The organism is Rhodococcus sp. 008 (assembly GCF_001682295.1).
Taxonomy (GTDB): domain Bacteria; phylum Actinomycetota; class Actinomycetes; order Mycobacteriales; family Mycobacteriaceae; genus Rhodococcus_F; species Rhodococcus_F qingshengii.
This window is the reverse complement of the sequence record NZ_CP012749.1, coordinates 2,353,189-2,367,413: the sequence shown is the minus strand read 5'-3', so window position 1 is coordinate 2,367,413 and position 14,225 is coordinate 2,353,189. Positions and strand designations below refer to the sequence as shown.

14 protein-coding genes are annotated in these 14,225 nt (G+C 60.9%); 6 read left to right on the top strand and 8 right to left on the bottom strand.

Annotation, left to right across the window (positions count from 1 at the left end):
• Window positions 1-32 precede the first annotated feature (32 nt).
• Entirely contained in the window at window positions 33-773 is a 741-nt protein-coding gene (locus tag AOT96_RS11095) for an ABC transporter ATP-binding protein (RefSeq protein WP_003943539.1), read from the bottom strand.
• A complete protein-coding gene (locus AOT96_RS11090; RefSeq protein ID WP_039973533.1) occupies window positions 770-1,816 on the bottom strand; it encodes an ABC transporter permease in 1,047 nt (348 codons plus the stop codon). The genes AOT96_RS11095 and AOT96_RS11090 overlap by 4 nt, the downstream gene beginning before the upstream one ends.
• Window positions 1,817-1,930: 114 nt before the next feature.
• Here AOT96_RS11090 and AOT96_RS11085 point away from each other — a divergent pair, with 114 nt between their 5' ends.
• The 4 genes from AOT96_RS11085 (at window position 1,931) to AOT96_RS11070 (ending at window position 6,038) form a co-directional block, all read left to right on the top strand.
• Complete coding sequence (locus AOT96_RS11085) at window positions 1,931-3,133, top strand: sensor histidine kinase (RefSeq protein ID WP_064073630.1); 1,203 nt, start codon at window positions 1,931-1,933, stop codon at window positions 3,131-3,133.
• Entirely contained in the window at window positions 3,130-3,747 is a 618-nt protein-coding gene (locus AOT96_RS11080) for a response regulator (RefSeq protein ID WP_003943536.1), read from the top strand. Before AOT96_RS11085 ends, AOT96_RS11080 begins: the two co-directional genes overlap by 4 nt.
• 92 nt (window positions 3,748-3,839) lie before the next feature.
• The gene (locus tag AOT96_RS11075) at window positions 3,840-5,078 is read left to right on the top strand and encodes an HNH endonuclease signature motif containing protein (protein ID WP_065351739.1); all 1,239 of its coding nucleotides are present in this window, start codon (window positions 3,840-3,842) and stop codon (window positions 5,076-5,078) included.
• Between the two features lie 144 nt (window positions 5,079-5,222).
• Window positions 5,223-6,038, top strand: coding sequence for a siderophore-interacting protein (locus AOT96_RS11070; protein ID WP_064073632.1), 816 nt, complete (start codon window positions 5,223-5,225; stop codon window positions 6,036-6,038).
• A gap of 9 nt (window positions 6,039-6,047) precedes the next feature.
• Here the strand turns inward: AOT96_RS11070 and AOT96_RS11065 are convergent, their stop codons facing one another.
• Window positions 6,048-6,227, bottom strand: coding sequence for a hypothetical protein (locus tag AOT96_RS11065; protein WP_019746296.1), 180 nt, complete (start codon window positions 6,225-6,227; stop codon window positions 6,048-6,050).
• The gene (locus tag AOT96_RS11060) at window positions 6,194-6,454 is read right to left on the bottom strand and encodes a hypothetical protein (protein ID WP_065351738.1); all 261 of its coding nucleotides are present in this window, start codon (window positions 6,452-6,454) and stop codon (window positions 6,194-6,196) included. Before AOT96_RS11060 ends, AOT96_RS11065 begins: the two co-directional genes overlap by 34 nt.
• Window positions 6,455-6,615: 161 nt before the next feature.
• Here AOT96_RS11060 and AOT96_RS11055 point away from each other — a divergent pair, with 161 nt between their 5' ends.
• Window positions 6,616-7,596 carry a proline dehydrogenase family protein gene (locus AOT96_RS11055; RefSeq protein ID WP_065351737.1) on the top strand — a complete coding sequence of 327 codons (981 nt, stop codon included), beginning with the start codon at window positions 6,616-6,618 and terminating at the stop codon, window positions 7,594-7,596.
• On the opposite strand, the gene AOT96_RS11050 is transcribed toward AOT96_RS11055, so the two are convergent.
• The 4 genes from AOT96_RS11050 to AOT96_RS11035 all read right to left on the bottom strand — a co-directional run bounded on the left by AOT96_RS11050 (window position 7,553) and on the right by AOT96_RS11035 (window position 13,067).
• Window positions 7,553-8,062: a VOC family protein gene (locus tag AOT96_RS11050; protein ID WP_065351736.1), complete on the bottom strand. Its 510-nt coding sequence runs from the start codon at window positions 8,060-8,062 to the stop codon at window positions 7,553-7,555. The two genes, AOT96_RS11055 and AOT96_RS11050, sit on opposite strands and share 44 nt — an antisense overlap.
• A 51-nt stretch (window positions 8,063-8,113) precedes the next feature.
• Entirely contained in the window at window positions 8,114-9,514 is a 1,401-nt protein-coding gene (lpdA, locus tag AOT96_RS11045) for a dihydrolipoyl dehydrogenase (protein ID WP_065351735.1), read from the bottom strand.
• Between the two features lie 32 nt (window positions 9,515-9,546).
• On the bottom strand, window positions 9,547-10,824 hold the full coding sequence (locus AOT96_RS11040; RefSeq protein ID WP_065351734.1) for a dihydrolipoamide acetyltransferase family protein: 1,278 nt from the start codon (window positions 10,822-10,824) through the stop codon (window positions 9,547-9,549).
• 62 nt (window positions 10,825-10,886) lie between these two features.
• On the bottom strand, window positions 10,887-13,067 hold the full coding sequence (locus tag AOT96_RS11035) for an alpha-ketoacid dehydrogenase subunit alpha/beta (protein WP_007735872.1): 2,181 nt from the start codon (window positions 13,065-13,067) through the stop codon (window positions 10,887-10,889).
• Between the two features lie 441 nt (window positions 13,068-13,508).
• Here AOT96_RS11035 and AOT96_RS11030 point away from each other — a divergent pair, with 441 nt between their 5' ends.
• The gene (locus tag AOT96_RS11030) at window positions 13,509-14,222 is read left to right on the top strand and encodes a GntR family transcriptional regulator (protein WP_003943535.1); all 714 of its coding nucleotides are present in this window, start codon (window positions 13,509-13,511) and stop codon (window positions 14,220-14,222) included.
• Window positions 14,223-14,225 lie beyond the last annotated feature (3 nt).

Below are 14,225 nucleotides of genomic sequence, written 5' to 3'. Positions count from 1 at the left end.
AGTGACGAATGCCCGAATCGTGCCCGCCTGAGTCACGCCGCGAGCGCCTCCTGATCCTCCGCCAAGGAACCGTCAACAACACGATAGACAGTATCCATCCGAGACAGGTGACTTCGGTCGTGTGTCACGAGAAGGGTTGCCGCCTCGCGTTCCCGCACCACCCCGATGATCAGATCCATGACAGCGGCACCGCGCTCCTGATCGAGCGCACTCGTGGGCTCGTCGACCACGAGAAGCTGCGGATCGTTCATCAATGCTCGCGCGAGATTGACGCGCTGTCGCTGCCCTCCCGACAGCTGGGACGGCCGTTTTCCGCTCTGATCCGCGAGCCCGACAGCGTCCAGCAAATCCATCGCTTTTGATTTCACGGCCTTGCGACGGGCCCGTGACGTGAACACGGACTGCCCCAGATGCGCCATCACCTCGAGCTGCTCCAGTGCAGTCAGCGAAGACACGAGGTTCGACTGTTGGAAGACGATGCCGATCGACGAGCGTCGCAGCTCCGACGCCGCCCGCCGACTCAGCGCAGCGATGTCGGTGCTGCCTTCCGGCGTCCGGAGATAGACGTGCCCGGAATCCGGACGGATCAGCGTCGACGCCACCGCCAACAGGCTGGACTTGCCCGAACCCGAGGGCCCGGTGATCGCGGCGATCTCGCCGCGGTGCAGTCGCAGAGACACGTCGTCCAGCGCCGTCACCCGCGATTGCCCATCGGGAAACGTCAGATCGACGTTCTGGATGTCGAGAACTGTGGTGCCGGTTGTCATGGTCATCGTGCGCTCCCCAATGCTGTGAGTGGATCGGTGGTCGAGAGGAATCGAAGTGCAAAGGCCGCGCCGAGCAGACCGAGCCCGATCAATGCCACGGCAGGTACGACGGTGGTGGATGCGTCCAGGACAAACGGCATGGCGTCACCGATCAGCGATCCGGCCACGGCCGTCAGCCCGATTCCGACGGTGACACCGGCAATCAGAACGATGAGCGCCTGACCCAGTGCGTCGCGCACCAGCGAACCGGTAGTCGCACCGAGCGCTTTCAGCGTCGCGATGTCCGGAGTTCGCTGGATCGTCCACACCGTGAAGAACGCACCGATCACCAGGGCTGAGATCGCGAACAACATGAGCGTCATCAACGTCAACGACCCGTTCTCCGACTTGTACGAACCGATCGCGTCGAGCGAACCGCTGACCGTCGTCGACGTCGTCGCAGCCGCCTTGTCCGTTGCGGAAGCGTCAGAGGCTCCGGTGACAGCCAGTACTGTCGCAACTCCGCCGCGCGGATTGGCCGCCTGCCAGTCGTCGAGCGTCATCCAGACGACGGGCGAATGGCTGTACCAGTCGTCACCGCGAACGGCGCTGACGGTGAACTGCTGCGTACCGACACTCACCTGATCGCCGGCGCCCGCCCCCAGATCGCGAGCGGCACCTTCGCTCAACACCACCGTGCCTGACGCCGACGGCGTCACGTCACCGAAACCGCCATCAGCGCCGAACAGGGCCACCGACTTCTGATTTCCGTCGGCCAATCCCGCTTTCCCGCGACCGATTCCGATGGGATCGACGTCCTTCGACGTGGAGGTCCAAGCGTTGACCTGGTCCTGCGTGAGCGCCGACTCGTCGAACGACGCCCCGGCTCCGGTGTCGGCGAACACCACCGTGTCGGCATTCATGGCCTCGATGGCTGACACGTTCTGATGGCGAAGTCCTGCAGTCAACCCGCTGAGAAAACTGACCAGAAGTGCAACCAACAGAACCACGACGGAGATCAGCGCGAAACGACCTCGCGCTGCCCGTAAGTCCCTCATTGCGACAAACACTGTGAATTCCTTTCCTGTGCTTGCCTCTACGCTCTCGCGGATGCAGACTCTTTCCATCGCACCTCGGATCGACATTCCAGCGCTCGAAAGAACCATCCCGGTTTACAACTTTTGATGGATGAACGAGGCCCGAACCTCGCTAAGCTGGGCGAGATGCACCGATCTCCGCTCACGCCTGTCTTCGCCGGCCTACAACTGGGCCTGCATGTCCTTGTCATGGCGCTGGCCGGTGTGGTGTTTCTTCGAGCGCTGCTCGACGAATCCGACCTGACCGCAACAATCATCGCGTTGGCCGTGATCTTTGTTGCCGTCTATCTTTTCGGGGTCGCCAAAAGGCTGCGCGGCAACGCTGCCCGCTGGTGGCTGGCCGTGCTGACCCTCGTCTGGATCGCGACGATGGCGGTATCCGCCGACGCCGCCTACCTCGCGTTCGGACTCTTCTTCCTCTATCTCCATATTCTGCGACGCCCCTGGAGTCTTCTCGCCGTCACCGCGGCAACGGCTGTCGCCGTGGTCGGCACCGGCCTGCATCGTGGATGGACGATTGCCGGCGCCGTCGGCCCGATCATCGGCGCTGCCGTAGCGGTTGCAATCGGCCTCGGATATCAAGCGCTGTACCGCGAGGCAGCCGAGCGCGGTCGTCTCATCGACGAGTTGATGAATACTCGTGAAGAATTGGCGTCGACGTCTCGCGACGCCGGAAAATTCGCGGAACGTGAAAGACTCGCCGCCGAGATTCACGACACCGTGGCCCAGGGACTTTCGAGCATCCAGATGCTCCTTCACGCTGCCGAACGCGCCGATCCGGACAGCCCGGCCATCCGTCAGATCAGCCTCGCACGGGAAACTGCCGCGGACAGTCTTGCCGAAACCCGCCAACTCATAGCCGAATTGACGCCCGCGGCCTTGGACGGTCAGTCGCTCGCCGACGCGCTTCGTCGAATCTGCGAACGCGCGAGCAGTCCTGAACTGGAAGCGCGCTCCGTGGTCGAAGGCGAGGCAGTGCGGCTGCCGATGCCCCTCGAAGCAACATTGGTACGCATCGCTCAGGGCGCGGTGTCCAATGTTCTCCGCCATGCCGATGCAACCAGAATGGCTGTGACACTGACCTATTCCGATGACACCGTCAGCCTCGACGTGGTCGACAACGGTCACGGTTTCGACGTGGCAGTTCTCGAACGTGGCCCGGCGGAATCTTTCGGCCTCAATGCAATTCGCCGGCGCGTCGAACTGCAGGGCGGGACTTTCTCCATCGAGTCCGAGCCGGGACACACGGCCGTCGCAGTGACGTTTCCTCTCGAAGTCGGCGAACCGTGATCCGCCTGCTGCTCGCCGACGATCACGCGATCGTGCGCGCCGGGCTACGAGCGCTGCTCGAAAGCGAAGCCGACATCGAGGTAGTCGGCGAAGCGGGCACCGCCGAGGAAGCCATAGCCTTCTGCGCCACCACGCCGGTCGACCTCGTGCTCATGGACCTGCGATTCGGCCCCGGGAAGACGGGCGTCGACGCCACCCGCGCGGTGTGCGCGCTGCCGAATCCGCCGCACGTACTCGTCGTGACCAACTACGACACGGATGCAGACATCTTGAGCGCTGTCGAGGCCGGGGCCAGCGGGTACCTACTCAAGGACACACCACCGGTCGAGTTGCTGTCAGCCGTCCGCGCCGCTGCGAGCGGGGACAGCGTTCTCTCCCCCGCCATCGCGTCGAAGCTCATGACTCGGGTACGCAAACCCGAAACCAGCCTCAGCCCAAGGGAAATCGAAGTTCTGAAGTTGGTGGCGGCGGGTCGCTCCAACCGAGAGATCGGCAAAGAACTGTTCCTGAGTGAGACCACGGTCAAGTCGCACCTGGTTCACATCTTCGGCAAGTTGGGAGTGAAGTCGCGGACGTCGGCGGTAGCTCGTGCGCGCGAGTTGGGTTCAATCTGACATTTGCCCGAATTGTCGAAAGTAGCTGGACAGCAGCAATTTTCGCCTGCGATTCTCTTGTGTTCGAAACTTTGTTCGATTAGACTTTTAGCATGGACAGTCGGGAAGCGTGGCAACTGGATGGCGAGGACCTCAAGAGTGAGGTTCTCGATCTGGTGCGTGTCCGGCACGAGTTGCAGTCGCGGATGGTGTTGCTGATCGTGGAGATGTTTTCCCGGGACGTTCTCGGTGGGAAGGGTTTTCGGGCGATCGCGCAGTGGTTGCACGGGTCGACGAATTTGGAGATCGGTGAGTGCAGTCTGCTGGTCGGGTTGGCGCGGTTGTTGATGCTCGAACCTGTTGTGGCGGATGCGTTTCACCGCGGTGATGTGGATGCGTTGAAAGCCCGTCAGGTGGCGTCGTTTTGTCAGCATCCACCCAAGAACATGACCCTGGCAGATGTGGACAAGGCTCGCGGGATTCTGTTGGGGTTGGCGTCGAAGAACATCGCTGATTGTGATGCGGTGCGGGCGGCGATCCGGCGGATCGAGAAGCAGTACGGCAAACGCGAAGACGGTGTTCCGGTGGGTGAGGATTCGGAGCGCAACGAGTTCTATGCCTCGAAAGGTTTGTACGGGCGTGTGTCGGTGAAGGGTGATCTGGATGCGGTGAACGGGGCGCGTCTGATCACGTTGTTGTCGAGTCTGTCTGCGCCGACGCCGGAGAAGGACGGCGTCAAGGACACCCGTACGCCGGCGCTACGGCGGGCGGACGGGTTCTGCGAACTACTGCGGCGGTACGAGCGGGCGGGGTTGGGTCCGATCGAAGGCGGGGTGAAACCGCACATCACGGTCACCGCGTCCGCGAAAGACATGACGGATCTGCAGGCTTTGAAAGACCTCCTGCCGTCGACGGAGGAACTCGGGTTCGCGTGGGCGGATTGGGTGGGCCCGATCAGCATCGACACCGCACGGATGTTGGCCTGCGACTGCACCGTGACGCGGATTTTGTTGGATGAGAACGGGGTTCCGCTCGACTGCGGCAAAGAAGCAAGGACCGCGACGGTACCCCAACGGCGGGCGTTGGCGGTTCGTGATGGTGGGTGCGCGTTTCCGGGGTGCGGAACGCCGTCGGGGTGGTGCGATGCCCATCATATTGTTCACTGGAACGATGGCGGCCCAACAGATCTCGACAATCTGATCTTGTTGTGCGGTCATCACCACCGGACGCTGCACCACACGGAGTGGCGGGTGGAGATCGGGCCGGATCGGAAATCGGTGTTCTATCCACCGATGTCGATCGATCCGTATCAACAGCCGATCGGTGGGAACAGCCCACCGACAGCGGCGTGAACCGACATAACTGAAAAGGCCAGCGTGTACACCAGGGAAGAATCATGCCCCGGGGCATACGCTGGCCTTTTCGGCTGCGCTCGATGTCCGTCTTGCGACAGCATCTGTCTCCACTTCGACACGCCGGACCCATAGGGTCGAGGCATGTCTTTCTGCGAACCCGCCCGCGTTGTCACCGTCACGTCCCTGACCCCGCACATGCGGCGAATCAGCATCGAGGCAGAAGGCGACTGGCACTGGCCGACCGGCGGACAAGGCGACGAGCGCATCGACCTCGCGTTCCCGAAACCCGGTGAAACAGAAGCAGAATACGACTACTTCAACAATCCCGACTACGGCAAGGCCGATCTCGGAACCGAGCCACCGTGGCGGCACTACACCGTGCGCAAGGTGCACGACGGCGGCCGACGTCTGGAAATCGACTTCGTCGTGCACCCTGGCGGTATTGCAGCGGATTGGGCCCTGCGGGCCGAACCAGGTCACCTACTAGGCGTCTTCTGGTCGGACAGTTCGCGGTCCCACTACCAAGCACCGGCGGGTCCTCGCTGGCAGCTGCTGGTCGCAGACGCCACGGGTCTCCCCGGACTGGGCAGGATTGTCGAAGAACTTCGTGAAGGCGATGTCGCACAGGCGATCATCGAGGTCGAAACCGAAGAGGATCGACAGGAATTTGTCACTCGCGGCGACGTCACGTACACGTGGCTCGTGGGGAGTGGCCTCGGAAAGGCGCCGAGCGCGCTGTTCGAAGCTGTGGAGAAGGTCGAGTTTCCCGAATCCGAAACGGCCGACGTCTACGCGTGGGTGGCGTGCGAAAGCGCAACCAGCCGTCGTATTCGCAAGCACCTGAGGGAAGTTCGAGGAATTGCTCGCGACAAGCACAATGTTGTCGGGTACTGGCGAGAGGGCGCCGACGGCCACGTTTCCGGCATGAACAGCGAGGAAGTCACCGTCGGCGCCTGAGCGCCGTGATCACTCTGCCGGCAGTGTGTCGGTAGATTCTGCGTGAGCCTGCTGCACGTCAGCCGGCTTTTCCGCCAGCATCTCGAACAGTGCACGGCGCGCCTCGGCAAGAATTGCCTCTGCCTTGGCGACCTGCTCAGCGGTCCCACCTGCGGCTACCGCAACAGCGGCACCTCGGAGTAGACCCATCGCGGGACGGAGCGCTGCGCCGGCTTCACCAAAGCCCGGCCGACCGTGTCCACGCTGGTCGGGACGACCAAATCCGCGCTGGTCAGGACGACCAAATTCGCGCTGACCTTCGCGACCGCGTCGGCCTTCGGGGCGTCCTTCTGCTCGGTCTTCGAAGCGACCCTCGGGGCGCTCGCCCTCGAATCCTCGACGGAAACCGTGTCCACGATGCGGGCCTCGGCGGCCATGCTCGCGACGTTCTTGCATTTCTGGGTTGTTGTGTGGGGCGTACATGTTGTCCTCCTGGACTGTCTGTGTTTGTTTGACGTATCGACGATATATCGACAATAGATCGAACGCAAGGGTCTGGAGAATAATTCCCGCACCCTCGTCCGGATACGCTGAAGCCGTGAACACGGATCTACAAGCCCAGGCCGCAGACGTCCTACGCCGCCTCGCACTCGACGAATCCCTGAAAGAACGCACCATGGCGGACGCTGCGACTGCAGCACTCGCACGGAAAGTCGCCGCTCGCTACATCGGCGGCGAAACCATCGACGACGCTTTCGACCGCCTCCCCTCGATCTTCGCGCGAGGACACAAGGCGAGCATCGAATACACCGGGGAAAGCGTCCGGGATCCCGAGCTCGCGAACGCCGAAACCGATGTTTTCGTGGAACTCGCGGAACGAATCGGCACGTCGGGTGTCGAGAGCACCGTGTCGTTCGACCTCTCGCACATCGGCTTGGTGATCGATCCGGAGCAGTGCTTTCGCAATGTCGTGCGCCTGGCCGAGGCCACGGAACGCGCCGGTGCCGAGCTGATCATCTCCGCCGAAGCGTCCGACCGCACCGACCTGGTCCTCGACATGCACGCGCGACTGGCCGAGCGCTTCACTCACGTGGGGATCACCGTTCAGGCCCGACTGCACCGCACGGCAAAGGATCTCGCCGCTCTGCTGGACCGACCCGGCCGCATCCGTCTCGTGAAGGGCGCCTTCCTCGAAGCCGAGTCCGTCGCCTACCCACGCGGTAGTGCCGAACTGCGCAGCGCGTATCTCGACTACGCAGCCCGAATCGTCGAATCGGGTCACCAGGTCTCCATCGCGACACATGACCGCGACATCCTCGAAGCACTACGCGCCGAGCATGATTCGAAGCTCAGAGGCGAGCACGTCGAGTTCGAGATGCTGCTCGGCCTCGGTACCGAGCAACTGGACGCACTCCGAGGAGCGGGCTTCACCACACGCGAATACGTCATCTTCGGAACACAGTGGTGGCTGTACGTACTCAATCGCATCGCCGAAGAGCCGGAGCGTGTCTACACCGCGCTGATCGACGCGGCTTCTACAGAACCTCGGATGGTCGTCGGATCGATGGAACCTCGATGAGCTCGACAATCGCGCCGACCGAATCCTGAGTGTCGTAGTACGCAAAACCTCCGTCCCCGTTCGCCCCATAGCCGTACCCCGACTGAATCAAATCGAGGTCGTGTTCCGCCATTTCGATCATCGCGTCCTTGATCGACGGGACGACAAAACCCAGATGGTGCAATCCGAAACCGTGACTCGAATGCCATTCGTGGTACGAGCTGGGGCCTTCGAGGAGTTCGATCAGCTCGATTTGGGGACCGACACCGACAAAAGCCAAGCGCATGCCGAACCGTCCTTCCTCACCTCGGTAGCTCAACTCCGGAACGTTGTCGGGCCCATACGTGTAGATCGACCAATCGTCTCGGCCGAGAATGCCGCTCCACAGTGCAACGGCCGATTCCAGATCAGGCACAATCATGGCGATCTGTGCCACCGGGTTTCCCCGCAGGGGCTCAGGGAGCGAGTCTGCCTTGACGCCTATCACTTGCCACTCCTCGTTCGGTTCGGTTATCGGACCAATTCAACATCAGTCCGTTCACAGATTGATCATGTGTCCGGCAAGCCCGTGGAAAGCCTCCTGCAGCGCCTCACTCAGTGTCGGGTGAGCGTGAACGTTGCGTACGAGGTCTTCAACTGTCAGTTCGAATTTCTGAGCGAGCGTCAACTCTGGCAACAACTCGGTCACTTCCGGTCCGATCAGATGTCCACCGAGCAACTCACCGTACGTATCGTCGCTGATCAGCTTCACGAACCCGACAGCGTCCCCTAGACCATGCGCCTTGCCGTTGGCACTGAACGGAAAGGTAGCCACCTTGACATCCCAGCCCATGGTGCCGGCCTTGTCCCTCGCTTGCTGCTCCGTCCATCCGAAGCTGGCAACTTGGGGTTGGCAGAAAGTTGCGCGGGGAATCATCGGGTAGTCGACAGGGACGGTGTCTACGCAGGCAATCGTCTCAGCCGCGACCACGCCCTGGGCCTCTGCGACGTGAGCGAGCATCAACTGTGCGGTGACGTCGCCGATTGCGAAGATTCCGGGCACTGAAGTACGCATGTACTCGTCGACCATCACGGCTCCTCGCTCGGTCAGTTCGACGCCTGTCGTCTCGAGGCCGTAGCCGTCGGTCCGCGGAACAAATCCGATCGCTTGGATCACCTTGTCCGTGAGCAGCGTTCGCGCCTCGCCACCCTGCCTCACTACTACCTTGACCTGTCCACCCGAATCGACGATCTCCTCCACCGAAGTGGAAACCAGAATCGTGATCCCGGATTTCTTGTATCGCTTCGACAGTTCGGCAGATACATCCGCATCTTCCAGCGGAAGGATCCGCTCTGCGTACTCGACCAGCGTGACGTCAACTCCGAAACTGTTCAGGACATAGGCGAATTCCACACCGATCGCTCCTGCACCGGCGATGACCACGCTCTTCGGCAGCTCGCGAGTGAGAATCTGCTCCTCATACGTGACTACATTGTCGCTGCGAGTCGTGCCTGGAAGTAGCCGTGGCTCTGCTCCACTGGCGATAATCACGTTGTCGAAAGTTATCGTCGCGGAATCGCCACCCGATACCTCGAGGGTATTCGGTCCACGAAATACGCCGCGACCGTTGTACTGCCGAATACCGTTCTTCTTCATCAGGTAATTGACGCCCTTGATTCGGCCGTCCGCAACAGATCGACTGCGGTCGAACGCAACCCCGAAGTCAACCGAAGTGACACCTTCGATTCCGAACATCGAGGCTCCGTCGGTCACCAGGTGCGCAATCTCCGCGTGCCGTAGCAGTGCCTTCGACGGAATGCATCCGACGTTCAGACATACGCCACCCCAGTACTTTTCCTCGACCACAGCAGTGGAGAGCCCCAGGTGCGCGGCCCTGATGGCCGCAACGTAGCCACCGGGCCCAGCTCCGAGTACGACCACGTCGTAGTGTGAATTCATACCTGTGCCTCCCACTTTCTCGCGATGTCTGCTCAGCCGAAGATCTGGATCGGGTTCTCGAGAACTGTGGTGAAATGCTTCATCCACTTCGCGGCGATCGCCCCGTCGATCGGACGATGATCAACCGAGAGAATCACTCGCAGGACCGTCCCGACCTCCAGCCGTCCCGCCACGACAACGGGCTGCTCGGTCGCTGCTCCAATTGCAAGAATCGACGATTGAGGAGGGTTGATTATGGCCGAAAATTCCTCGACCTCGAACATCCCGAGGTTCGAGATCGTCGTCGACCCACCTTCGAGTTCGTCCTGCCGAATCTTCCCTGCACCTGCTCTCGCTACTAAATCTTTTGTAGCGCTGGCAATTTCGGAAATGGACATGGCGTCGACCCCGCGCAGAACGGGAGTAAGCAACCCGCGATCGGAATCTATCGCGATCGAAATATCCACCTCGGCAAAGGTTCTCACTGCGTCTTCGACCCAGATCGAGTTCATCTCCGGCACCAGCGTATGCGCCTTCGCCATCGCTTTGATCAACAGATCGTTGACCGACACCTTGGAAGCGCTGACTTCGTTGAGCTGCCTGCGCGCCTCCAGCAACGCATCGACCCGCGCAGAACCAGAGATGTAGAAATGGGGCTGTGTCTGCTTACTCGATGTCAGCCGAGCAGCAATTGCACGACGAAGTCTGGTGTGCGGTGTGTCCGTGAAGGCAGAGCCATGGCCTTTGACACCAGCGCCCTTCACACCAGCATCTTTCACTGCGACGGCCTGTGCCGAAGCGGTCTTTGCTGCTATTGCGGCATCGACATCGTTACGTACGACGCGTCCGTTCGGGCCCGATCCCACGATGTCACCGAGGTTCAGCCCTGCCGATTCCGCTAGGCGTCGCGCCAAGGGACTCGCGAAAATTCGCGGCGCCCCCTCATCGGCCACTTTCTCGCCCAGCACGGTCGGAGACGACGAACCGTCGGGTTCGTCTACAGCAGTGGATGTTTCAGGCTTGGCAGAGCGCCCATGGGCATCACGGACCCCGAACTCGGCCAGCAATGCCGCAATATCCTTCACGACTTCGCCCCGATCAGCGAGGACGGCGATCGGTGCACCGACCTCGACGGATGTCCCTGGTTCGACGAATGTGTGTACAAGTACACCCGCGGACTCGGCCTCGATCTCAACCGTCGCTTTGTCCGTTTCGAGAACGGCCAACGGTTCGTCGACATCGAATTCCGAATCGACAGCAAGCGGCCACTCGGAGAGGATTACGGTGGTAGCTCCGGCTGCCACCTCTGGCATGCGCAGTAATGTCGCCATGGCGGTTGATTGCTCCTAGAGAATTTCTGCCGATGAGGGTGAGTGGGTTCGGTTCGGTCGCTTCACGATCGAGTGATCCTCTTCAACGCTTCGACCACTTCATCCGTCTGTGCAATTGCCGCACGTTCGAGCACTTTGCTGATGCTCGGCGATGCCTCAGACCCCGTCACTCGCTGGATGGGCTGATCAAGCCAATCGAAGAATCGGCGCTGGATTTCATCACTGAGCCAGCCGCCGTACGACGTTCCGTATGCTCCTTGCTCAGCGATGACCACGTTGTTGGTCTTTCTGATGCTTTCGCCAATGGTGTCCCAGTCGATACTCGCTTGGTCGAGCCAACGGAGATCGATGACCTCGGCATCGACTGTCCCGATTTCATCCACTGCCTCGAGGCAATGCCCCACCATCGACAGGTAGGAAATGATCGTGAGATCGCTTCCGCGCCGACGCACTGCGGCCTTCCCGACCGGCAGGAAGTAGTCGTAGTCATCGGTCGGCGCCTGGCCGCTCGTGCCATATAGGTCTACGTGCTCGATGACCACCACCGGGTCGTTGCATTGCAAAGCGCTGTTCATCAAGCCGATGTAGTCGTACGGCGTGGACGGTGCGACGATGCGCCATCCCGGGGCAGTTGCAAACACGCCGGCAGGGTCCATGGAATGTTGCGAGCCGTAGCCGGTCCCCATAGCGACCTTGCTGCGCAATACGAAGGGCACGTTGCTGTCCCCTCCGAACATATGTCGCGCCTTGCCGATCTGATTGAAGATCTGGTCGGCTGCCACCCACATGAAATCGGCGTACATGAATTCGACGACTGGTTTGTACCGTCCGTCCAATGCGATTCCGCCACCGAGGCCTGCGAACGCATTCTCACTGATCGGAGTGCCGAGCACTCTGCCCGGGTATCGATCAGCCAATCCTTTTGTAGCGCCGTTCGTTCCGCCCTTCAAGCGATGGATGTCCTCACCCATCACGACGATGGAGCTGTCGGCGTCCATGCGACGGTCCATCACCTCCGCCACGACGTCGATGAACTTCCGATCGGCCATCTCGCCGCCGAACTCCTCTGGCTCGACGAATCGGACACCCTCGAACTCACTGAGATCACCACGTATCCCGACATCGACGAAGTTCACGTCCGGCCATTCCGATGTCTTGATTCTGACCTCGCCAGGCTTGCCCCCTGGCACTGTTTCCAGCAGCTCGCCACCGATCTCCTGCATTACTCGGGAGGCTTGCGCGACCGCCTCGGCTACGTCGGCTTCCGTCAGCAGCTTCCGACGGACCACTTGATCGGTGAGCAGGCGAAGCGGATCGCGCTTTTTCCAGGCCTTTTCTTCGTCCTTCGTGCGATAGCCGAAAGCGCTGCCCGGGAATGGGCCGTTCTGGTGAAAGAAGCGATAGACATCCGCTTCGATGATCGTGGGGCCCTTACCCGAACGCATGTGGGTGAGGGCCTCCTGCATCGCGAGGTGGACCGCAAGCGGGTCCATACCGTCAACCTTCCAACTAGGAATGTTGAACCCGAGCCCGCGTGCCGACAATCGCGGTTCACCGGTCGCTTCCGCGACATGCGTGGAGACCGCATATTGGTTGTTCTCGATGAAGAAGCAGATCGGAAGATCCCATGCTGCTGCCAGATTGAACGATTCGAGTACCGAACCGATGTTGACCGCGCCATCACCGAAGTAGGTAACTGCGACCGCATCGGTTCCAGCCTGACGGTGCGCCCAGGCGAAACCTGCAGCTTGCGGTACCCCGCCTCCGACGATCGCATTCGTACCCATCGCGCCGGCTTCTTTCCACTGCAGGTGCATGGACCCGCCACGACCACGGCAGTAGCCGCGCGACAGACCACAGATCTCTGCGAGGCTGCGGGTCAATACGGTTCGGACCTCTGGCGAAAGTGCAGCGGTCGGATCCAAACCGTCGACAGCCACGTGGGCCAGCGCCTTGGCAAGGAACTGATGATGTCCGCGATGGGAACCGTTGATGGAGTCAGCGGATGTGAGGCCGACGATCGACCCCACAGCCCCACCCTCTTGTCCGATGCTGGAGTGGGCTGGACCGTGAATCAGTCCCTTCCCCGCCAACTCCAGGACGTATTCCTCGAAGGATCGGATCAAGATTGTCTGAGCCAGCATCGTGGCAAGAAGCGACGGGGTGGCGGCATCCCAGTCCTTGTTCGATGTTGCCAGTTCCACCCATGGTGATGCTGCGGTGAGTTTCTTGTGCGTGGTCATAGTCAGTCTCCGGATCAGGCCTTTGGACGGCCAAGCTTTGGCAGCACGTCTGGACAGCGCGGAGGGACTCGCGCAGGGCGGTCCACTTTCCGTGTTGGGCCTCACATTGCCATCGAATGGATCCATTCGCAAACCTGCCCAAGTCTCGATCGACCACAAATGTGGCTTGTCCCACTTGACGAACAGGGCCAACACCCCGCAACATACGTGCTGAGACTTTTGTCCGGCATGAAAAATAGAGTGATTGGATCCAAAACGGTGAAGCATTCAGGCCAGATCGCAACCGCGGTCAACCATGCGAACAGGCACAATTGGATCCAATTCGCGACACGGATCATCCCGAGCACCGTCACGCATGTCCACAGTGAACAATGAACTCCGGCACCCGCTCGATCCGTGGCCGAGCTGAACTGCGCCCGTCCCCCACCTCGAGGAGCACCGTTGTCCGAAGCCGATTCTGCGAACGGCCCCACCACGGTCGCGAGCCACCGCATCGCTGCCCATATCCGCGAAGACATACTTTCCGGACGCCTACTCCCTGGAGTTCGAATCCGCCAGGAAGAGATAGCCGAACGACTCGGCGCGAGTCGACTACCGGTGCGAGAAGCGCTGCGCATGCTCGAATCCGAAGGCCTGGTCGAATTGAAGGCGAACAGTGGCGCGTGGGTGTCCTCGATGGATATGCAGGAATGCGATTTCGTATATCGCATTCGCGAACGTATCGAGCCCATGGCGCTGGCGGAGAGCATCCCGCATCTGAACAGCAGCGTGCATGATCGACTCTGGAGTATCCAGGACGAGATCGAAGCCAACGAGGACGTAGACCGATTCCTGGTACTGGACCGGGAGTTGCATCTACTCACTTACAGCGGTTGCGAGATTCCTCAGTTGATAACTATGGTGACGCGGTTTTGGAATACGACTCAGCATTACCGTCGGGCATATGCCCGTCTGACGGGTCCCGATCGAACCTGGGTCATCAACTACGAACATCGCTTACTGATCGAAGCCATCGTGCGCAAAGACGAGATCGATGCCGAACGGTGCCTGACCGGCCACATACGAAGAACCAGAACCGAATTAACAAAGCACCCCGAACTTTTCGACAGCACCAATCCTGATTCTTCGCGGGGAGGTTCGTCGAAAGTGCGCTGATCA